The sequence below is a fragment of the Luteimonas sp. TWI382 genome (assembly GCF_039674545.1).
Classification (GTDB): Bacteria; Pseudomonadota; Gammaproteobacteria; order Xanthomonadales; family Xanthomonadaceae; genus Luteimonas.
Window position 1 is genome coordinate 197595 of record NZ_JBDJNS010000003.1, and the last position, 19039, is coordinate 216633.

General features: G+C 71.9%; 20 protein-coding genes and 1 pseudogene. 14 read left to right on the plus strand and 7 right to left on the minus strand.

Going from position 1 to position 19039, the window contains the following annotated elements:
- Window positions 1-5: 5 nt before the first annotated feature.
- The 4 genes and pseudogenes from frmR to fghA all read left to right on the plus strand — a co-directional run bounded on the left by frmR (window position 6) and on the right by fghA (window position 2646).
- Window positions 6-278: a formaldehyde-responsive transcriptional repressor FrmR gene (gene frmR, locus ABE505_RS03565; protein ID WP_346441903.1), complete on the plus strand. Its 273-nt coding sequence runs from the start codon at window positions 6-8 to the stop codon at window positions 276-278.
- A 51-nt stretch (window positions 279-329) separates the two neighbouring features.
- Window positions 330-1439 (plus strand): S-(hydroxymethyl)glutathione dehydrogenase/class III alcohol dehydrogenase, encoded by a 1110-nt coding sequence (locus ABE505_RS03570; RefSeq protein ID WP_346441902.1) that lies wholly within the window; start codon window positions 330-332, stop codon window positions 1437-1439.
- A gap of 8 nt (window positions 1440-1447) precedes the next feature.
- Window positions 1448-1793 (plus strand): annotated as a pseudogene (locus tag ABE505_RS03575) (YqcC family protein).
- A gap of 22 nt (window positions 1794-1815) precedes the next feature.
- Window positions 1816-2646, plus strand: coding sequence for an S-formylglutathione hydrolase (fghA, locus tag ABE505_RS03580; protein WP_346441901.1), 831 nt, complete (start codon window positions 1816-1818; stop codon window positions 2644-2646).
- 176 nt (window positions 2647-2822) lie between these two features.
- Here fghA and ABE505_RS03585 read toward each other — a convergent pair whose 3' ends face one another.
- Window positions 2823-3311, minus strand: a complete 489-nt coding sequence (locus tag ABE505_RS03585; RefSeq protein ID WP_346441900.1) for a hypothetical protein — start codon at window positions 3309-3311, stop codon at window positions 2823-2825.
- A gap of 44 nt (window positions 3312-3355) precedes the next feature.
- Window positions 3356-4087: a double zinc ribbon domain-containing protein gene (locus tag ABE505_RS03590; RefSeq protein WP_346441899.1), complete on the minus strand. Its 732-nt coding sequence runs from the start codon at window positions 4085-4087 to the stop codon at window positions 3356-3358.
- Window positions 4088-4136: 49 nt separating this feature from the next.
- Between ABE505_RS03590 and bioB the strand changes: the two genes are divergently transcribed.
- The 5 genes from bioB (at window position 4137) to bioC (ending at window position 9219) form a co-directional block, all read left to right on the plus strand.
- Window positions 4137-5210: a biotin synthase BioB gene (gene bioB, locus ABE505_RS03595; RefSeq protein ID WP_346441898.1), complete on the plus strand. Its 1074-nt coding sequence runs from the start codon at window positions 4137-4139 to the stop codon at window positions 5208-5210.
- Window positions 5211-5237: 27 nt separating this feature from the next.
- Complete coding sequence (gene bioF / locus ABE505_RS03600) at window positions 5238-6446, plus strand: 8-amino-7-oxononanoate synthase (protein WP_346441897.1); 1209 nt, start codon at window positions 5238-5240, stop codon at window positions 6444-6446.
- A complete protein-coding gene (locus ABE505_RS03605) occupies window positions 6443-7447 on the plus strand; it encodes a multidrug resistance efflux transporter family protein (protein WP_346441896.1) in 1005 nt (334 codons plus the stop codon). Before bioF ends, ABE505_RS03605 begins: the two co-directional genes overlap by 4 nt.
- Window positions 7448-7515: 68 nt before the next feature.
- Window positions 7516-8283, plus strand: a complete 768-nt coding sequence (gene bioH, locus ABE505_RS03610) for a pimeloyl-ACP methyl ester esterase BioH (protein WP_346442079.1) — start codon at window positions 7516-7518, stop codon at window positions 8281-8283.
- 36 nt (window positions 8284-8319) lie between these two features.
- Window positions 8320-9219 carry a malonyl-ACP O-methyltransferase BioC gene (gene bioC, locus ABE505_RS03615; protein ID WP_346441895.1) on the plus strand — a complete coding sequence of 300 codons (900 nt, stop codon included), beginning with the start codon at window positions 8320-8322 and terminating at the stop codon, window positions 9217-9219.
- A 21-nt stretch (window positions 9220-9240) separates the two neighbouring features.
- Here bioC and ABE505_RS03620 read toward each other — a convergent pair whose 3' ends face one another.
- Entirely contained in the window at window positions 9241-9990 is a 750-nt protein-coding gene (locus tag ABE505_RS03620) for an SDR family oxidoreductase (protein ID WP_346441894.1), read from the minus strand.
- 97 nt (window positions 9991-10087) lie between these two features.
- Here ABE505_RS03620 and ABE505_RS03625 point away from each other — a divergent pair, with 97 nt between their 5' ends.
- From ABE505_RS03625 to ABE505_RS03635, 3 genes are all read left to right on the plus strand, one after another.
- Window positions 10088-10999, plus strand: a complete 912-nt coding sequence (locus ABE505_RS03625; protein WP_346441893.1) for an AraC family transcriptional regulator — start codon at window positions 10088-10090, stop codon at window positions 10997-10999.
- 182 nt (window positions 11000-11181) lie between these two features.
- Window positions 11182-11814 (plus strand): YitT family protein, encoded by a 633-nt coding sequence (locus ABE505_RS03630; RefSeq protein WP_346442078.1) that lies wholly within the window; start codon window positions 11182-11184, stop codon window positions 11812-11814.
- Window positions 11815-11886: 72 nt separating this feature from the next.
- Window positions 11887-12501: a hypothetical protein gene (locus tag ABE505_RS03635; protein WP_346441892.1), complete on the plus strand. Its 615-nt coding sequence runs from the start codon at window positions 11887-11889 to the stop codon at window positions 12499-12501.
- A gap of 50 nt (window positions 12502-12551) precedes the next feature.
- Here the strand turns inward: ABE505_RS03635 and ABE505_RS03640 are convergent, their stop codons facing one another.
- The 4 genes from ABE505_RS03640 to ABE505_RS03655 all read right to left on the minus strand — a co-directional run bounded on the left by ABE505_RS03640 (window position 12552) and on the right by ABE505_RS03655 (window position 15633).
- Window positions 12552-13154 (minus strand): cytochrome b, encoded by a 603-nt coding sequence (locus tag ABE505_RS03640; RefSeq protein WP_346441891.1) that lies wholly within the window; start codon window positions 13152-13154, stop codon window positions 12552-12554.
- Window positions 13154-13765, minus strand: a complete 612-nt coding sequence (locus ABE505_RS03645) for a TetR/AcrR family transcriptional regulator (protein ID WP_346441890.1) — start codon at window positions 13763-13765, stop codon at window positions 13154-13156. Before ABE505_RS03645 ends, ABE505_RS03640 begins: the two co-directional genes overlap by 1 nt.
- A gap of 267 nt (window positions 13766-14032) precedes the next feature.
- The gene (locus ABE505_RS03650; protein WP_346441889.1) at window positions 14033-14656 is read right to left on the minus strand and encodes a YdcF family protein; all 624 of its coding nucleotides are present in this window, start codon (window positions 14654-14656) and stop codon (window positions 14033-14035) included.
- The gene (locus tag ABE505_RS03655; protein WP_346441888.1) at window positions 14653-15633 is read right to left on the minus strand and encodes a pyridoxal-phosphate dependent enzyme; all 981 of its coding nucleotides are present in this window, start codon (window positions 15631-15633) and stop codon (window positions 14653-14655) included. The genes ABE505_RS03650 and ABE505_RS03655 overlap by 4 nt, the downstream gene beginning before the upstream one ends.
- A gap of 133 nt (window positions 15634-15766) precedes the next feature.
- Between ABE505_RS03655 and ABE505_RS03660 the strand changes: the two genes are divergently transcribed.
- Both ABE505_RS03660 and mnmG read left to right on the plus strand, forming a co-directional pair.
- The gene (locus ABE505_RS03660; RefSeq protein WP_346441887.1) at window positions 15767-16390 is read left to right on the plus strand and encodes a hypothetical protein; all 624 of its coding nucleotides are present in this window, start codon (window positions 15767-15769) and stop codon (window positions 16388-16390) included.
- Between the two features lie 552 nt (window positions 16391-16942).
- Complete coding sequence (mnmG, locus tag ABE505_RS03665) at window positions 16943-18841, plus strand: tRNA uridine-5-carboxymethylaminomethyl(34) synthesis enzyme MnmG (RefSeq protein ID WP_346441886.1); 1899 nt, start codon at window positions 16943-16945, stop codon at window positions 18839-18841.
- Window positions 18842-19039: the final 198 nt, after the last annotated feature.

Below are 19039 nucleotides of genomic sequence, written 5' to 3' on the forward strand. Positions count from 1 at the left end.
CGGCCATGCCCCATTCGCCCGAGGAAAAGAAGCGTGTGCTCGCCCGTGTGCGCCGCATGCGCGGTCAGCTCGACGCGCTCGAGCGCGCGCTCGAAGCCGGGACCGATTGCGCGCCGGTGCTCCAGCAGCTCGCCGCGATCCGCGGCGCGGTCAACGGCCTGATGGCCGGTGTGCTCGAAAGTCATCTGCGCGAAGAGCTCGCCGGGGCCAGCAGTGCCGACCGGCGGCAGGCCTCGATCGACGACGCCATCGCGCTGGTCCGCTCCTACCTGCGCTGAGCGGCCCATCGCCCGCGCATTCCTTTCCTGACATTCCCTGGAGTCATCGCCATGAAATCCCGTGCTGCTGTCGCCTTCGCCCCCGGGCAACCGCTGAAGATCGTCGAGATCGACGTCGCGCCGCCCAAGGCCGGCGAGGTGCTGGTGAAGATCACCCACACCGGTGTCTGCCACACCGACGCGTTCACGCTGTCGGGCGACGATCCGGAAGGGCTGTTCCCCGCGGTGCTCGGCCATGAGGGCGCGGGCATCGTCGTCGAGGTGGGCGAGGGCGTGACCTCGGTCAAGCCGGGCGATCACGTGATTCCGCTCTACACCGCAGAGTGCGGCGAGTGCTTGTTCTGCAAGTCGGGCAAGACCAACCTGTGTGTCGCCGTGCGCGCCACGCAGGGCAAGGGCGTGATGCCCGACGGCACCACGCGCTTCTCGTACAACGGCGAGCCGATCTACCACTACATGGGCTGTTCGACGTTCAGTGAGTACACCGTCGTCGCCGAGGTCTCGCTGGCGAAGATCAATCCCGACGCCAACCCCGAGCACGTCTGCCTGCTGGGCTGCGGTGTGACCACCGGCATCGGCGCGGTACACAACACCGCCAAGGTGCAGGAAGGCGACAGTGTCGCCGTTTTCGGCCTGGGCGGCATCGGCCTGGCGGTGATCCAGGGCGCGCGTCAGGCCAAGGCCGGTCGCATCATCGCCGTGGACACCAATCCGTCGAAGTTCGAGCTGGCACGCGAGTTCGGCGCCACCGACTGCGTGAACCCGAAGGACTTCGACCAGCCGATCCAGCAGGTGATCGTCGAGATGACCGGCTGGGGCGTGGACCATTCGTTCGAGTGCATCGGCAACGTCAACGTGATGCGCGCCGCGCTCGAATGCGCGCACCGCGGCTGGGGCCAGAGCGTGATCATCGGCGTCGCCGGCGCCGGCCAGGAGATCAGCACGCGGCCGTTCCAGCTGGTCACCGGGCGCAAGTGGCTCGGCACCGCGTTCGGTGGCGTCAAGGGCCGTTCGCAGCTGCCGGGCATGGTCGAGGATGCGATGAAGGGCGAGATCGAACTGGCGCCGTTCGTCACCCACACGATGGGCCTGGACGCGATCAATGACGCCTTCGACCTAATGCACGAAGGCAAGTCGATCCGCTCGGTCGTCCATTACTGAGCCGCAGCGTGGGCTGGTTCGACGCCCTGCGCGGGTCGCGTGCGGTCGATCCGCGCGCGGCCTCTGGTCGAGCCGATCGAGCAGGCGCTGCGCGCGCTGGGCTGGGTCGAGGGCGAGGTCGGGGCGCCGCGCGCGGTGGATTCACCGTTCGGCATTGACGAGATGCCGTTCGAGCATTGGCTGGCGCAGGTGTTCCTGCCACGCCTGCACGAGGCTCGCGCCGATGGCCAATGGCCAACGCGCAGTGACGTGGCGGTGGCCGCCTATCGCAATCTCGACGGCCAGCCTGACGCACAACCGTTGCTGCGCCTTCTCTCGCAGCTGGATGCACTGATCAATACACGGGCCGGCTAAGGCCGGCATGCAGGAGCGCCTCATGCAACGCATCGAACATCGCGCCAGCTTCGGCGGCTGGCAGGACGTCTACGAACACGCCTCGGACACGCTCGGCTGCACCATGCGGTTCGCGGTTTATCTGCCGCCGCAGGCCGAGCACGGCCCGCGGCCGGTGCTGTACTGGCTCAGCGGCCTGACCTGCAACGAGCAGAACTTCATCACCAAGGCCGGTGCGCAGCGCTACGCCGCCGAGCATGGCGTGATCGTCGTCGCGCCCGACACCAGCCCGCGCGGCGAGGGCGTGGCCGACGCCGAGGGCTACGACCTCGGACAGGGCGCCGGCTTCTACGTCGATGCCACGCAGGCGCCGTGGTCGGCGCACTACCGCATGCACGACTACATCGCGCGCGAGCTGCCGGCGCTGATCGAAGCCCAGTTCCCGACCACCGATGCGCGCGCGATCAGCGGGCATTCGATGGGCGGCCACGGCGCGTTGGTGATCGCGCTCAAGCACCCCGGGCGCTACCGCAGCGTGTCGGCGTTCTCGCCGATCGTCGCGCCCAGCCAGGTGCCATGGGGCGAGAAGGCGTTCTCGGCGTATCTCGGCGACGACCGCGCCGCCTGGCAGGCCTGGGACGCGACCGCGCTGGTGGCCACCGCGAGCGAGCGCCTGCCGCTGCTGATCGACCAGGGCGAGGCCGACGAGTTCCTCGACGGCCAACTGCGCCCGCAACTGCTGCAGGCCGCCTGCGCCGCCGCCGGCCATCCGCTGGAGCTGCGTATGCAACCCGGCTACGACCACAGCTACTACTTCATCGCCAGCTTCATCGGCGACCACATCGCCCACCACGCCCGCGCGCTGCGCGGCTGACGACCGGACGTTGGCGGCGGGGCCGTGCGGTCGCCCCCACCCCAGCCCTCCCCCGCAGGCGGGGAAGGGAGCATTGCGCACGTCATCCAGTCCTCCTCGTCCAATCGAGCGCTCTCCCAAAGTGCGCGCGCTTCGCTCCCTCCCCCGCCTGCGGGGGAGGGCTGGGGTGGGGGCAGCTACCGGTCGTCGCCGACCACCAACGCGCGACGCAGGCGTTCGGCGTCCTCGAGCGTGTCGGTCGACACCTGGAAGCCGTCAGAGAACGGGCCGGCGATGCGTGCGGTGATCAGCAGTCTGTCGTTGGCGACCAGGCCCAGCTGCCGGGCGATATGGTTGGTGGTCAGTGCTTTGAGTCGGGCGGCGCCTGGCGGGGTGAGTTCGACCACGATCGCGGGACGATCGCCGAGGACCTCGGCGCGGACCGAGCGGACATCGGCGCCGGGGATCGTATCGACGTGGCGCAGGTGAAGCGTCCGGCCGTCGTCGGTGGTCCAGGCGCGGGTCGTCTCGCTGCCCGGCGGCGCATCGCGCGCGGGCTCCAGGTGCAATTCAATGTCGACATAGCGCTCGGAAACCGCGGACTCGGCGGGTCGCTCGACGCAACCGGACAGCGCGCCGAGCGCGGACAGGGCAAGCAGGAGGGGCAGCAGGCGTGCTCTCGACATGGGCAGGACCGTGTGGGGACGTCGGCCCATCCTACCTGCCGCGCTCACGGCACCCGCGCGCAGACCCAGGCATCGACGCGTGCGATGCCCAGGCGACGCAGCGCCAGCGCGGCCGCGTGCAGGGTCGCGCCGGTGGTCATGACGTCGTCGACCAGTGCGACGTGCGCAGGCAACGCGCCACGTGCTGTCGCCACGAAGGCGCCCCGGACATTGCGGCGCCGCGCCGGTGCATCGAGCCGGGACTGCGGCGCGGTCGCCCGGGACCGGCGCAACAGGTCGGCACGCAGCGGCAGCGCCAACGCGCGGGCCAGTGGACGCGCCAGTTCCAGCGCCTGGTCGTAGCCGCGGGCGCGCAGCCGCGCCGGATGCAGCGGCACCGGCACCAGCGCGTCGGGCCGCGGCCGCGCGGCCAGCGCCCGCGCCATCGATGCCGAGAGCAGGGCACCGGCGGCGAGGTCGTGATGGAACTTCAGCCGCGGCAGCAGGCGGTCGACCGGGAAGCCGTAGACGAAGGCCGCGTAGGTCGCATCGAGCGGCGGCGGGCGACGCAGGCACCCGCCGCATAGCGTGTCGCCGGCCGCCAGCGGGACGGCGCAGCGCGCGCAGGCCGGCCCGGTCCACGGCAGCGCCGCCGCGCAGGCCGCGCACAGCGCGCGGCCGTCGTCGCCGCGTGCCTCGCATACCAGGCAGCGCGCCGCGAACAGCCGCCGCAGCCAGCGATGGGCACGGCGCTCGTCAACCAGCGAGGCCGGCGTCTGGTTGACAGCCTGCGTCATGCTTTCCAGACTGCCGGCCCTATCCCGCCGCGACCGTCGGAAAACCGCCATGTCCGTTGTCAGCCACGCCCGCGATACCGCCGGCCAGCCCATCCTGCGTCACGACTGGAGCCGTTCGGAGGTCGAGGCGCTGTTCGCGCTGCCGCTGACCGAGCTGCTGTTCCGCGCCGCGCAGGTGCATCGTGAGCACTTCGATCCGGCCGAGGTCCAGGTCAGCACGCTGCTGTCGGTCAAGACCGGCGGCTGCCCGGAGGACTGCGCCTACTGCCCGCAGGCCCAGCGTTACCACACCGGCGTCGATGCGACCAAGCTGATGGCCACCGAGGCGGTGCTGGAGAAGGCGCGCCAGGCCAAGGCCGCCGGCGCGACCCGCTTCTGCATGGGCGCGGCGTGGCGCTCGCCCAAGGACCGCGACATCCCGAAGGTCGCGGCGATGATCCGCGAGGTCAAAGCGCTGGGCCTGGAGACCTGCGCCACGCTGGGCATGCTCAGCGGCGAGCAGGCGCGCGCGCTCAAGGACGCGGGCCTGGACTACTACAACCACAACATCGACACCGACCCCGAGTACTACGACGCGATCATCCGCACGCGCGAATTGCAGGACCGCTTCGACACCCTCGAGCACGTGCGCGAGGCGGGCCTGAAGACCTGCTGCGGCGGCATCGTCGGCATGGGCGAGAGTGGCCGCCAGCGCGCCGGTCTGCTGCGCACGCTGGCCAACCTGCCGGCGCATCCCGACTCGGTGCCGATCAACCGGCTGGTGCAGGTCGAAGGCACCCCGCTGCATGGCACCGAGCAGATCGACCCATTCGACTTCGTGCGCACGATCGCGGTCGCGCGGATCCTGATGCCGCGCTCGATGGTGCGGCTGTCGGCTGGGCGCCAGGACATGAGCGACGAGCTGCAGGCGATGTGCTTTTTGGCCGGCGCGAACTCGATCTTCTACGGCGAGCAGCTGCTGACCACCGGCAACCCCGACACCGAGCGCGACCTGGCGCTGTTCGCGCGCCTGGGCCTGCGGCCGATGCAGGTGATGGTCGATGCCGCCGATCACGACCACCCGGGCACCGTGCACGCCGACATCATCGAACTGCCGCAGCACCCGGCGAGCTGCGCGGCATGACGTCGGCACGCGCGGACGCGGGCGGCGATGTCGCCTGAGCGGCCCGACCTGCGCGAACGCGCGCGCGCGGCGCGGCTGGCGCGCGAGGCCCGCCACGCCCGCCGACGGCGGCGCACGGTCGCGCGCCGCGACGGCATGCGCTGCGAGGTCGATGGCCGCTGGCTGCTGAACTTCTGCGGCAACGACTACCTCGGCCTTGCCCAGCATCCGGGGGTGGCGGCGGCGCTGCGCGATGCGGCGACTGAGGACGGCGTCGGCAGTGGCGGCTCGCACCTGGTCTGCGGTCATCACGCCCGCCATGTCGCGCTCGAGCGCGAGGTCGCCGACTGGCTGCAGGTGCCGGCGGCGTTGCTGCTGGGCAGCGGCTTTGCGGCCAACCTCGCGGTGCTGCAGGCGCTGCTGGGCGAGGACGATGCCTGCGTGCAGGACCGGCTCAACCACGCCAGCCTGATCGACGCTGCGCGGCTGGCCGGTTGCCGGCTGCGCCGCTACCCGCACGGCGACGCGCAAGGCGCGCTGCGCCAGTTGCAGGGCCTGCCGGGCGGCGCGGCGCTGGTGGCCACTGACGGCGTTTTCAGCATGGACGGCGACATCGCGCCATTGCGTGCACTGGCCGCGGTCGCGCAGGCGCAGCAGGCGCTGCTGTACGTCGACGACGCGCACGGCATCGGCGTGTGCGGGCCCGATGGCCGCGGCAGCGTCGCCCAGGCCGGCCTCGGTGTCGACGCGGTGCCGCTGCAGTTGTTGACGCTGGGCAAGGCGCTCGGCGGCTACGGCGCGGTGGTGGCCGGCGATACCGACCTCGTCGCGCACCTGGCCGAAACCGCGCGGCCCTACGTCTACACCACCGCACTGCCGCCGGCGCAGGCCGCCGCGACGCTGGCCGCGGTGCGGCTGGCGCGCCACGAGCACTGGCGCCGCGAGCGGCTGGGCGCGCTGGTGCAGCGCTTGCGCGAACGCGCCGCGCGCGCGGGCCTGGACCTGATGCCGTCCGACACACCGATCCAGCCACTGTGCTGCGGCGACAACGCGACCGCGCTCGCGCTGTCGCAGGCCCTCGATGCGGCCGGCTTCTGGGTCGCGGCGATCCGCCCGCCGACCGTGCCCGAGGGCCAGGCACGACTGCGCATCACGCTCGCCGCGACCCACGAGGACGCCCAGATCGACGCGCTGGTCGATGCGCTCGCCGCTGCGCGCGATACGCTGGCACCGACAGCGTCTGCGATCCCGGCATGAGCACGCAGCCCCAAGACACCCGCCGCGCATTGCTGGCGGTGGCGATCGCACTCGCTTCGGCGCTGTTCTTCACGCTGACCTATGTGCTCAACCGCGCCAGCGCCAGCGGCGGCGGCCACTGGGCCTGGACCGCCTGCCTGCGTTACTTCATCACCCTGCCGCTGCTGCTGCCGCTGATGCCGTGGCAGGGCGGCACCGCGCCGGTCCTGCGTGCGATCGCCGCGCATCCGTGGGCGTGGCTGCGCTGTAGCGCGATCGGCTTCCTGGTGTTCTATTGCATGCTCTCGTTCGCCGCGTCCAGCGGCCCGGCGTGGCTGGTGGCGGGCAGCTTCCAGTTCACTGTGATCGCCGGCATGTTGTGCGCGCCGCTGCTCTATCGCGACGCCCGTCGCCGCGTGCCGCCGGCCGCGCTGGCGGTGGCGGCGGCGATCCTGGTCGGCGTGCTGCTGATGCAGTTCGGCCACGGCGGCGCGGGCCTGGATGCGGCGGGCTGGATCGCGCTGGCCTGCGTGCTGACCGCGGCGATCGCCTATCCACTGGGCAACCGCCTGTTGTTGCTGCACCTGGAGCGCACCGGCGAGGACCTCAGCGCGACCCAGCGCGTGTTCGGTCTGACGCTGGCCAGCCAGCCGTTGTGGCTGGTGGTGGCGGCCTTCGCCTGGCACCAGGCCGGCCCGCCCGCGCTGTCGCAGGTCTGGCTGGCGGCGGGCGTGGCGCTGAGCGCCGGCGTGATCGCAACGATCCTGTTCTTCCAGGCCACCGGCATGGTCCGGCACAACCCGGTCGCGCTCGGCGCGGCCGAAGCGATGCAGGCGGCCGAACTGCTGTTCGCCGCGCTGCTGGGCGCGCTGTTCCTGCACGAGGCCTGGCCGCAGGGCCGGGCGCTGATCGGCGCGCTGGTGGTGACCGGCGGCATCGTCGCGTTCGCGCTGCTGGTCGCACGCCCGGCGGCCAGCAGCCCGCGCCGCACACGCGCGCTGCGCGGGGACAAGGGCGCATGACCCACGCAGGCACACCGACGATGCACGACATGCCCCCCGCGGCCACGCTGCCCGACGACGGCAGTGGCCTGCACATCGAGGTCGGCGGCGACGGGCCGCCGCTGGTGCTGCTGCACGGCTGGGCGATGCATGGCGGCGTGTTCGCGCCGCTGGTCGCGCGCCTGCGCGCCCACCGCACCGTCTACTGCGTGGACCTGCCGGGTCATGGACGCAGCCGCGAGGCCACCGTGCCGCTGGCGCTCGCCCCGGTGGTCGATGCGCTTGCGTCGCGGTTGCCGCCAGCGCCGTGGCTGGGCTGGTCGCTCGGTGGATTGTTCGCGCTACAGGCTGCGGCGAGCCGCCCGGGCACGGCGACCGCACTGGCCATGCTGTGCGCCAGTCCGCGCTTCGTGCGCGGCGAAGACTGGACCCACGGCATGGCGCCGGAGGTCTTCCGCGACTTCGCGCGCGGCCTGCGCGAGGACTACCGCGGCACGCTCGACCGCTTCATCGCGCTGGAAGCCTTCGGCTCGGACGATGCGCGCGGCGAGGTGCGCGCGCTGCGCGCCGAAGTCTTCGCGCGCGGTGAGCCGGCCGCGCATGCGCTCGTCGACGGGCTGCAGCTGCTGCGCAGCGTCGACCTGCGTGCGGCACTGCCCGGGCTCACCGTGCCGAGCCTGTGGCTGGCCGGTCGGCGCGACCGGCTGGTGGACCCGCAGGCGATGCACGCGGCCGCTGCGCAGGCCCCCGGCGCGCAGGCGCACACGATCGCGCACGCCGGCCACGCGCCGTTTTTGACTCACGCCGATGCCGTGGCCGAGCATCTGCTCGCGTTCCTGTCCACGGCCGCGGCCTAGCGCGCGCCGTTTCCCCGCCCCCGAATCGCCGACCCCATGACCGCCATCTTCGATCGCACCTACGTCCGCCGGGCGTTTTCGCGCGCCTCGTCGAGCTACGCCGGCGCCGCCGCTCTGCAACGGCAGGTCGAGGCGCATCTGCTCGAGTCGCTGGACTATCTCGACGACCGCGTGCCCGGCTGCGTGCTCGATGTCGGCAGCGGCCCGGCGCATGCCGCGCTGGCGATGCGCGCGCGCTGGCCCAAGGCGCGCATCGTGGCGGTGGACCTGGCCTTGCCGATGCTGCAGCAGGCGCCGGTGCGCGCCGGCTGGCGCGACCGCCTCGGCCTGCAGCGCCCCGTCGACCGGGTCTGCGCCGATCTGCGCGCACTGCCGATCGCCGAGGACAGCGTCGACGTGCTGTTCTGCAACCTGTCGCTGCAATGGGTCGAGGACCTGGCAGCCGCGTTTGCCGGCTTTCGTCGGGTGCTGCGCCCCGACGGCCTGCTGCTGTGTTCGACCTTCGGCCCGCAGACGCTGATCGAACTGCGCGAGGCCTTCGGCCATGCCGACGAGGTGCCGCACGTCAGCCCGTTCGCGTCGATCGCCGAGTTCGGCGACGCGCTGATGCAGGCCGGCTTCCGCAATCCGGTGCTCGACCGCGAGGTCGCCGTCCACCATCACCCCGACATGGCCGCGCTGATGCGCGAGCTGCGCGCGGTCGGTGCGACCAACGCGCTGGCCGGTCGCCGTCGTGCGTTGACCGGACGCGCGCGTTTCGCCGCGGCCGCGGCGCACTACGAACAGTTCCGCGAGGCCGACGGCCTGCCGGCGAGTTGGGAATGGATCACCGCGATGGCCTGGGCGCCGCAGCCGGGGGCGCCGATCCGCGACGGCGGCGAGGAACTCGCGCGGTTCCCGGCCAGCGCGATCCCGGTCCGCCGGCGACGCGACTGACGCCGCGCCGCCGGCGCAGGCTCAACCGGCCTCGGCGATCCAGGCCTCGGCATCGGCGCCGGCCGCGATCCGCATCGGCGTCCCGGGCTCGGTCGTCGCCCGCCAGATCGCCTCGGCCACGTCCGAGGCCTGGGTGACCGGGCCGCCGGTCTCGCGGAAGCCGGTGACTATGCGCTCGACCAGCGGTCCGTACGCAGGATGGTCGACGCCGCGCAGGTACGCGCGTGCGTTCTCGCCGAAGCGCGTCTCCGGTGCCCGGCCGGGCAGGACCAGCCGCACGCGGATGCCCAGTGGTTCGACCTCGACGGCCAGCGATTCGGTCATCGCCTCGACCGCTGCCTTGCTGGCGCGATAGACGCCCAACAGCGGCAGCGGCCGCAGCGTCACTGACGAACTGACGTTGACCACGACGCCGGCGCCGCGTTCGCGGAATTGCGGCAGCACCGCCTGCGTCATCGCCAGCGTGCCCAGGACGTTGGTGCGCATCAGCGACAGCGCGACATCGGCCGGCGTCAGCTCGATCGGGGCGGGCGCGCCGAAGCCGGCATTGTTGACGAGCGCATCGATCGGCCCGGCGGCGTCGACCGCCCGCGCGATGCTGTCGGCATCGGTGACATCGAGCGGCAGCACGCGCAGCCGGTCGGATGCCGGCAGTGCATCGGCGCGCGGCGTGCGCATCGTCGCCACGACCTGCCAGCCGCGGTCGAGAAACCACTGCGCGGTGTGCAAGCCGAAGCCGGAGGAACAGCCGGTGATCAGGACGGTGGACATGGGCGATGCCTGTCTGGGGGAAGGAGCCTCGACGATAGGGCGCGGCAGCCGGACCCTCTAGAATCGAACGTCGCCCATTCCACGCCGAGCGTCCTGCATGGTCGATCCGCTGTCCGAGGTCGTGGGCCTGCTGCAACCGGCCGCACGGTTCTCGAAACTACTCGAGGGCGCTGGCGCGTGGCGCATCCATCGCGACGGCACCGGCGAGCCGTTCTATGCCGCCGTCCTCGAGGGCGCCTGCGGGCTGTCGGTCGACGATGGCCCGACGATCGCCCTGCAGGCGGGCGATTTCCTGCTGGCGCCGGCGATGCACGCGCTGGTGGCCACCAGCGCCGTGCCTGACGCGGCCGACGCGGTCGCGGCCACCGTGCCGGTGCAGGTGCGCGAGGGCCTGGTGCGCATCGGGCGACCGGAGGCGCCGGTCGATCTGCGCGTCCAGATCGGCTACTGCCAGTTCGCGGCGCCCGACGCAGGGCTTCTCGTCTCGCTGCTGCCTGGGGTCGTGCACGTGCGCGACGACCCGCGGCTGGCCGCGCTGGTGCACCTGGTCGGCGAGGAGGCGCGCGCGCATCGGCCGGCGCGCGAGGTCGTGCTCGAGCGCCTGCTCGAGGTGCTGTTGATCGAAGCCCTGCGCGGCCGCGGCGATGCCGGCGAGGCCTCCGGGCTGGCGCGGGGCTTGGCCGACGAGCGGCTCGCGGCGGCGCTGCGCGCGCTGCATGCCCGGCCCCGGCACCCCTGGACCGTCGCCGAACTCGCGACCGAGGCCGCGCTGTCGCGCTCGGCGTTCTTCGCGCGCTTCACCCGCGTGGTCGGGATGGCGCCGATGGCCTACCTGCTGACCTGGCGCATGGCGCTGGCCAAGCGCCTGCTGCGCGGCGCGGGCTTCAGTCTCGACCAGGTCGCCGAGCGCGTCGGCTACGCGACCGCCAACACCTTCGGCACGGCGTTCACGCGGCATGTCGGCGTCTCGCCGGCCCGTTACGCCCGGGACGTCATCGCACCCGCGTAGCCGGGCGCACCAGGGCGCGCCTGCGGTGGCATGGGTCCCGCCACGACGCGGGCGGGGTGCCGCGCGCAATGACGACGATGGCTCGCAAGCGTTATGCTGCGCTGCAACAATATCCGGATCTCCCTTCTGTGTCCGCCAATTCCCGCCCTGGCGCTTTCGACCCCGTGCCCGACGCTGCCGAGGTGGCCGCGGCCGTGGCCGTGGCCGCCCCGGCGCCGCTGCCGCAGCGCCATACCGTCGCCGAAGATGTGCAGGGCCTGATCCTGGCCAGCCTGGTCAGTGCGCTGGGGATGTCGATCCTGGCCACCGGCGGCCTGATGGTCGGGGGCGTGGCCGGCATGGCGCTGCTGGCGCACTACGCGACCGGTGCGCATTTCGGCCTGTTGTTCGTGCTGCTCAACCTGCCGTTCTATTGGATCGCGGTGCGGCGCATGGGCTGGGAGTTCACCCTCAAGACCTTCCTCGCGGTCGGCGTGACCGGCGTCGTCGCCGACGTGATCCCGCGCATGGCACCGTTCGACTCGATGACGCCGCTGTTCTCGGCGGTGTTTGGCGGTGCGCTGGTCGGCATGGGGATCCTGTCGTTCATCCGCCACCGCGCCAGCCTGGGCGGCGTGGGCATCGTGGTGGTCTGGCTGCAGCGCAGCCGCGGCTGGAGTGCGGGCAAGCTGCAGCTGGGCTTCGACGCGGTGCTGATGCTGGTCTCGCTGACCGTACTGCCGCCCTCCAAAGTGCTGTACTCGGCGCTCGGCGTGCTGGTGCTCAACCTGGTGCTGCTGTTCAACCACCGGCCCGGGCGCTACATGGGCGCCTGAGCGCGGCGTTCATCCGCCGCCGCACGCCACCGCCTAGACTCGGCGCCTCCTTCCCGCTACGTGGATGCCTTGATGCGCTGGCGCCCGACCGCTGTGCTGCTGTTGACCGCGTTGTGGCTGCCGGCGTTGCCGGCGTCCGCGCAGCAGTACGAGATCGACCTGTCGCAGATCGATGCCACCGCGGTGCTGTCGACGGGCAGCGATGTCCTGCGGCGCGCCGCGCCCGAGGCCATCGACGGGCTGTTCCAGGCGGTCCTGCACGCCTCGCGCGAACCCGGCGAAGCGCGGGCGTTGTGCGATCTGTTCGAGCCCGACGCTGCGCGCGACCTGGCCGCGTTCCAGCGCACCGTCGACCGGCTCGGACCGGCCAGCCGCAATCGCTTCGCCAATGCCTTCACCAACGTCGCGCTGACCGGCCTGCAAGGTCAGCCGCAGGCCTTCGATCCGGCCGCCGCGCAACAGGTGCTGCGCGCCGCGGCGGTGACCGCGACGCTGCTGCACGACGGCTTCATGCTCGGGCTCACTTCGACCGGGACCGACGAGGCCAGCCGGGCAGGGCGCTGCCGCGCATTCCGGCAGATGGTCGACGTGCTCAAGGACCAGCCGCAGCCCCAGCGCGTGCTCGCGACCCGCTGGCTGCTGGCCGAGGGCCTGACCCTGGTGGCCGACGGCCAGCCTGCGCGCTGACGCCCGCGGCGGCCTGCTTCGCCATCGACGGTGCGCCGACGCGGGACGGGTCAGCGGCGCGTCGCGCGTCCGCTACGAGCACCGGGCCACATGCGCAACAGCACGTCGTCGCGGCGGATCCAGTGGTGATGCAGGGCGGCTGCGACATGGCCGAGCACGATCACCCAGACCACCCACTTGCCCAGCGCGTGGTGGATCACGTCGATCGGCGCCTCGAAGGCCTCCCACGATAGCTGCCATGTCGATGACAGCCACTGGAAAGCGGCGGTCTCGTTGAAGCCAGGCACCACGAACAGGCCGAAGTCGGTCGGCGCCCCGGTGCCGAGATAACCGGTGAGCGGCATGACGATCATGCAGGCGTAGAGCAGCCAGTGCGCGGTTTCGGCAAGCCAGTGCTCGGCCCGCGAGGCCGCCGGTGGGGCGGGCGTGACATTGCACGCCCGCCACAGCAAGCGAGGGAGGACCAGGAAGCCGACGAGCAAGCCGAGCGCCCAGTGGATGTTGAGGACGGGCAACGAGGCCGGCGAGGTGTCGTCCATGCACCAGATCACGACGTACACCACAAGGTAGGCGCCGATGAACGCGGCCGCGGTGGTCCAGTGGAACAGCTTGGCGATCGCGCCGAAGCGCGTCGCGGTGTTCGACCATTGCATCATCGAATCGGCCCTTGGGGCGGGGGGAGAAGGATCGCGTCGAGCACGCGATGGAGTGTTCGCAGCGCCTCCGCCAGGCGGTCTGCCTGGGCGTCGTCTGACTCGGCGATCCAGAACGCAGCTTCAGTGACCGCGCCGTAGATCATTCGCGCCGCGGCGGGGGCCGCCACGGGCGCTATGGTGCCCGCGTCCACCAGCGTATGCAGCGCCGTTTCGAGCGTGAGGATGGCCGCCGATTGCGCGGCCGCCGGGACATCGCCAAAGACTGCGCGGGTGTCCTGCAGCACGATTCGTCGGATCTCCGGTTCGAGTGCGAATTCCAGGTAAGCGCAGCACCGGCGCCGGAACCCCTCCAGGGGCGTGCCGGCGGCTGCACCGATGGCCTCCAGGCGCAGCGCGACCTCGCCCTCGATTTGCTCGACCACCGCGCGCAGCAACCCTTCCTTGCTGCCGAAGTGGTGATAGAGCGCGCCCCGCGTCAGGCCTGCCTTGGCGGTGAACGCATCCATTGAGGTCTGCGCATAGCCGACCTGTGCGAACGCCTGACGCGCGCTGGCAATCAGCAGTGCACGGGTCTGCGCCATCATGGCCTGGCGGGTCTGGCGCGGCATCGCGACGGGTCAGTGGGATTGGGATGCGGATCATCTTTCACATACGTTGCGTATGTCAAAGGGGCGGCGCCGATCCTCGCGCGTGACGTTCAGCGGCGGCGCGGTCGATCGACACGCATCTGCGGGCCACAGCGAAGCCGGCGATTGACCCACAACGCCCGGTGCGTGGAGCGCGCGTGTGCGTCGCGCCTCAGACGATCTGCGCGCCGGTGCTCGAGTTGTCGCTGCCTTCAACCAGCGCGAGTACCGCGGCCGAATGGGTTTCGGTCATGCAGCTAGCTTGCGAACGATCGACTCGTAGAGATCGCGGTGGAAGAAGTACACCTCGCGCAGCAGGAACTCGCGTTGGGTGCGGAAGGTGCGAAAACGCGTCGACGGGGTCGGCGAACCGAGCGCGTCGATGCCGAGTCGGCGGCTGGCGCGCAGGGCGCGCGCCATGTGCAGCGGGTCGCTCACCACGATGACCCGATGCAGGTCGTGCTCGCGCATCAGCCGCTGCGCTTCGACCAGGTTCTCGACCGTGGTGCGCGAGCGCGACTCGGTCAGGATCGCCGAGGCCGGGATATCGCGGCGCAACGCATAGCGGCGTGCGACCTGCGCCTCGGAGAACCGCGCCTTGGCGCCGCCGTAGCCGCCGGTGAAGATCAGCACCGGCGCATGGCCGGCGCGGTAGAGATCCAGGCCATGGTCGATGCGCGCCTCGAACACCGGCGAGGGCACCGCGTCATAGGCGGCCGCGCCCAGCACCACGATCGCGTCCGCCGGCCCGGCCTCGTCGCGGCTGCCCACATGCACGATCCAGCCCGCGACGCCGGCCAGCCAGGCGACCAGCAGCAGCGCGATCCAGACGCACAGGCGCAGCAGCGGGCGACGTCGACGCCGCTGGCTCATGGCCGCCACGGCAGCTGGTCCGGATCGACGTTGCCGCCGCTGAGCACGATGCCGACGCGACGGCCGGCGAAGCGCGCCGGCGCGCCCAGCACCGCGGCCAGCGCGATGGCCGACGACGGCTCGACCAGTTGCTTGGTGTGCACGGCGATCCGCCGTGCGGCAGCCACGGTGTCGGCATCGTCGACCGCCAGCACCTCGACCGGCTGGCCGCGCTCGATACCGTGGCGCGAGAGGATCTCGAAGTTCGGCGCGCCCAGCAGCCCGCGCAGGCCGTCACAGACCGTATCGGGCACCAGGTCGTGTACACGCGTGCCCTGCTGCAGCGAGCGCAGGGTGTCGTCGGCGCCGCGCGGCTCGGCCAGCACCAGCCGGGTCTGCGGCGCGGCGTGCGCGATCGCCAACGCGGTACCGGCCGCCAGCCCGCCGCCGCCGACCGGCACCACCAGATCGTCGAGTGGCCCGGCCGCATGCAGCAGTTCGAGTGCGGCCGTGCCCTGGCCCGCGATCACCTGCGTATCGGCATACGGATGCACGAGTGTGGCGCCGATCTGTGCGCGGACCTGTTCGCAGGCGCGCTCGCGGTCGGCCAGCGTCGGCGCGCAGTGGTGCAACACCGCGCCGTAGCTGGCGATCGCCGCCAGCTTGGTCGCCACCGCACCCTCGGGCACCACGACATGGCAGGCGATGCCGCGCAGATGCGCGGCCAGGGCGAGTGCTGCGCCGTGATTGCCGGACGAATGGGTGACCACCCCGCGCACCGCGATCGAAGGGTCCAGAGCCAGCACCGCATTGCAGGCGCCGCGGAACTTGAACGCGCCTGCGCGCTGCAGATGTTCGGCCTTGAAATGCAGCGCGCAACCGGCGGCTGCGTCGATCACCCGGCTGCGCAGCACCGGTGTGAGATGGGCGACCGGCGCGAGCCGGGCAGCTGCGGCGAGCAGGGCGTTGGCGTCGGGCAAGGGCAGGGCGGCATGCATCGCGACAGCGTAGCCGAGCGGCCTTGCGGATTCACGATCCAACCTGACCGTGTCGCGTGGCGGACCGGCGCCCTTAAGGGCCGATTCAATGGGCGCGGCCGAAGCTGGACCCCTTATCGACCGGGGGACCGCCATGATCCGCAAGGGATTGATCCTCGTCGCCTGTCTCACCCTCGCAGGTTGCGCCAGTTATGGCTACCGCGGCGGCAGCGGCGACTACTACTACGGCGCGCCCGGCACGGTGTATCGCAGCTATGGCGCGCCCTATGGCAGCGTCGGCTATGGCCGCTATTCGGGCTGGTACGGCGGTGCGGGGTACGGCGCGCCGTACTACGGCACCCGGCCCTACGGGTATGACTACGGCGGCGGCTACTACCGGCCGCCGCCGGTGATCGTGCGCCCGGTCGTGCCCGGTCGCCCTGGGTACGGACACGGACGACCCGGATACCGGCCGCCGCACGGCCACGGGCCTGGCCGCCCGGGCTGGGGCGATGGCCGACCCGGTGTCGGCCGCCCGGATCGGCCCGGACGCCCCGACACCGATCGCCCGGGTCGCCCGGGTGGGCACTGGGGCGGCCGCCCCGGCGGCGGCGACGGCCGTCCCGGCCACAGCGGCCCGCGTCCGGGCTACCGCCCGCCACCGCAGGCGCGCCCGCCGGAGCAGCGTCCCCCGAGCCGTCCGCCGAGCAGCGACACCCCGCGCCCGGCCCCACGCGAGCGCGCCGGCTACCGCCGCCCCGACCAGCGCATCCCCTGATCGGCCCAAAAACCGGGGTCAGAGTCGCTTTTCGCGCATGCGTTGCTGACGACATGGCGCGATGTCTAGGCGAAAAGCGCCTCTGACCCCGGTTTTCCCGGTCCTCCCGGTTTTGCTGCGCTTGGCGGCTTTCGTGAACTCCGGCCCATTCCGGGAAGTCGGCCTGCATTGGGGCTTGCGCCTTTGGCATTCCCGGGCGAAGCTTGGCCCCGCCTGACCGATTGCGTCGGTTTGCGACGAAAAGGTCATACGACTGTCGATGCCCGGCGGGGGACTCTCGGATCCCCCCTGTTCCGCCCTCCGCCGGGCGTCGGCTCTTCGCTCTGCCGCGCACGATGCGTGTGTAGCGCGACGAGCCAATGAAAAAGGGGCCGGATGTCCCCCGACATCCGGCCCCGCGCTTCCCCGGGACGTACATGGCCGGCCCTGTTCCAATCTCCAGCCGCGCCCCCCTTTCAGACGCTCGCCGTCCCGGGTGCAGTTCTAACGTACGCAGAAATCGTGCCAAGCACCGGCTCGCCGGCGGCGGCCGACCTGCCGGATAATCCGTCGATGCCCAACGACTTCCATAGCTACGACGTCATCGTCGTCGGCGGCGGCCACGCCGGCACCGAAGCGGCGCTCGCGTCCGCGCGTGCCGGCGCCCGCACCCTGCTGCTGACCCACAACGTCGAGACCATCGGCGTGATGAGCTGCAACCCGGCGATCGGCGGCATCGGCAAGGGCCACCTGGTGCGCGAGATCGACGCCCTGGGCGGGGTCATGGCCCGCGCCGCCGACGCTGCCGGCATCCAGTGGCGGCGGCTCAACGCCTCCAAGGGTCCGGCGGTGCGCGCCACCCGCTGCCAGGCCGACCGCAATCTCTACCGTGCGTTCGTGCGTCGGGCCGTCGAGGCGCAGCCGAACCTGACGATCTTCCAGTCGGCCGTCGACGACCTCGTCATCGAGGGCGACGCGGTCCGCGGTGCCATCACCCAGACCGGCCTGCGCTTCGACGCGCCGGCCGTGGTGCTGACGGCCGGCACGTTTCTTGGCGGTCGCATCCATGTCGGCGAAGCCCAGTCGGCGGGCGGGCGTGCGGGCGATCCGCCGGCGACCACGCTCGCCCAGCGCCTGCGCGAGCGCCCGTTCGTCGTCGATCGGCTCAAGACCGGCACCCCGCCGCGCATCGACGGCCGCACGCTCGACTACGACGCGATGGCGATCCAGCCCGGCGACGATCCGCGCCCGGTGTTCTCCTTCCTCGGCTCGCAGGCCGACCACCCGCGCCAGGTGCCGTGCTGGATCACCCGCACCACCGAGCGCACTCACCAGATCATCCGCGGCGCGCTGCATCGCTCGCCGATGTTCTCGGGCCAGATCGAAGGCATCGGGCCGCGCTACTGCCCGTCGATCGAGGACAAGGTGGTGCGCTTCGCCGACAAGGACAGCCACCAGATCTTCGTCGAGCCCGAGGGCCTGGACGTCGCCGAGATCTATCCCAACGGCATTTCGACGTCCTTGCCGTTCGACGTGCAGTTGGCGCTGGTGCGCAGCATCGTCGGCTTCGAGCAGGCGCACATCACCCGCGCCGGCTACGCGATCGAGTACGACTTCTTCGACCCGCGCGGGCTGCGGGCGTCGCTGGAGACGCGCGCGGTGGCGGGGCTGTTCTTCGCCGGGCAGATCAACGGCACCACCGGCTATGAAGAAGCCGCCGCGCAGGGCCTGATCGCCGGCCTCAACGCCGCGCGCCACGTGCGGGGCCTCGATGCCTGGACCCCGCGCCGCGACCAGGCCTACATCGGCGTGCTGATCGACGACCTGATCACCCACGGCACGAAGGAGCCGTACCGCATGTTCACCAGCCGCGCCGAGTACCGGCTGCAGCTGCGCGAGGACAATGCCGACCTGCGCCTGACCGGCATCGGCCGCGAGCTGGGCGTGGTGGACGATGCGCGCATGCGACGCTTCGACGCCCGGCGCGAGGGGCTCGAGCGCGAGACCGCGCGCCTGCGCGGGCTGTGGGCATCGCCGCACAACGCGTTGGGCCGGGCCGCCGTCGAGACGTTGGGCATCGAGCTGCGCCGGGAGAGCAACGCGATCGACCTGCTGCGCCGCCCCGGGCTCGATTACCCGACGCTGATGCGCGTGGCGGGCATCGGGCCCGGCGTGATGGATGCGCAGATCGCCGAGCAGGTGGAGATCGAGGCGACGTACTCCGGCTATCTGGAGCGCCAGCGCGTGGAGATCGAACGTCAACAGCGTCAGGAAGGCACGGCGATCCCGGACGGCTTCGACTATGCGGGTGTGCGTGGGCTGTCGGCGGAGATCGTGCAGAAGCTCGGCCAGGTGCGGCCGTTGACTGTCGGTCAGGCCCAGCGCATCCCGGGCATGACCCCAGCGGCGATCTCGCTGCTGCTGGTGCACCTCGAACGCGCGCGGCGCGGGCGCGTGGCCGGCGCAGCGTAACGGCGCGCGCGCGTCACCTGGGGGGAGGTCGACGCCGCAGGCATCGGGTGAGGCTGGGCTTGCCGCGAACAGCGCCCCCACCCCAGCCCTCCCCCGCGATGCGGGGGAGGGAGATAAGCCGCGCGACTCGCGCGCGTAGCGCGGACGCGCCACTTCCTTCGCAGCGCAGACGGGGCCACTTCCTCCGCAGCGCGGGGG

Excerpts from the sequence above, each read along its gene's own strand:
- bioC (WP_346441895.1), top strand. The coding sequence starts at position 8,320 with ATGACCGCCATCTTCGATCGCACCTACGTCCGCCGGGCGTTTTCGCGC.
- ABE505_RS03650 (WP_346441889.1), bottom strand. The coding sequence starts at position 14,656 with ATGAGCCAGCGGCGTCGACGTCGCCCGCTGCTGCGCCTGTGCGTCTGG.
- ABE505_RS03625 (WP_346441893.1), top strand. The coding sequence starts at position 10,088 with ATGGTCGATCCGCTGTCCGAGGTCGTGGGCCTGCTGCAACCGGCCGCA.
- frmR (WP_346441903.1), top strand. The coding sequence starts at position 6 with ATGCCCCATTCGCCCGAGGAAAAGAAGCGTGTGCTCGCCCGTGTGCGC.
- mnmG (WP_346441886.1), top strand. The coding sequence starts at position 16,943 with ATGCCCAACGACTTCCATAGCTACGACGTCATCGTCGTCGGCGGCGGC.
- ABE505_RS03585 (WP_346441900.1), bottom strand. The coding sequence starts at position 3,311 with ATGTCGAGAGCACGCCTGCTGCCCCTCCTGCTTGCCCTGTCCGCGCTC.
- ABE505_RS03590 (WP_346441899.1), bottom strand. The coding sequence starts at position 4,087 with ATGACGCAGGCTGTCAACCAGACGCCGGCCTCGCTGGTTGACGAGCGC.
- ABE505_RS03620 (WP_346441894.1), bottom strand. The coding sequence starts at position 9,990 with ATGTCCACCGTCCTGATCACCGGCTGTTCCTCCGGCTTCGGCTTGCAC.
- ABE505_RS03645 (WP_346441890.1), bottom strand. The coding sequence starts at position 13,765 with ATGCCGCGCCAGACCCGCCAGGCCATGATGGCGCAGACCCGTGCACTG.
- fghA (WP_346441901.1), top strand. The coding sequence starts at position 1,816 with ATGCAACGCATCGAACATCGCGCCAGCTTCGGCGGCTGGCAGGACGTC.
- bioB (WP_346441898.1), top strand. The coding sequence starts at position 4,137 with ATGTCCGTTGTCAGCCACGCCCGCGATACCGCCGGCCAGCCCATCCTG.
- ABE505_RS03635 (WP_346441892.1), top strand. The coding sequence starts at position 11,887 with ATGCGCTGGCGCCCGACCGCTGTGCTGCTGTTGACCGCGTTGTGGCTG.
- ABE505_RS03660 (WP_346441887.1), top strand. The coding sequence starts at position 15,767 with ATGATCCGCAAGGGATTGATCCTCGTCGCCTGTCTCACCCTCGCAGGT.
- ABE505_RS03570 (WP_346441902.1), top strand. The coding sequence starts at position 330 with ATGAAATCCCGTGCTGCTGTCGCCTTCGCCCCCGGGCAACCGCTGAAG.
- ABE505_RS03655 (WP_346441888.1), bottom strand. The coding sequence starts at position 15,633 with ATGCATGCCGCCCTGCCCTTGCCCGACGCCAACGCCCTGCTCGCCGCA.
- ABE505_RS03605 (WP_346441896.1), top strand. The coding sequence starts at position 6,443 with ATGAGCACGCAGCCCCAAGACACCCGCCGCGCATTGCTGGCGGTGGCG.
- ABE505_RS03640 (WP_346441891.1), bottom strand. The coding sequence starts at position 13,154 with ATGCAATGGTCGAACACCGCGACGCGCTTCGGCGCGATCGCCAAGCTG.
- bioF (WP_346441897.1), top strand. The coding sequence starts at position 5,238 with ATGTCGCCTGAGCGGCCCGACCTGCGCGAACGCGCGCGCGCGGCGCGG.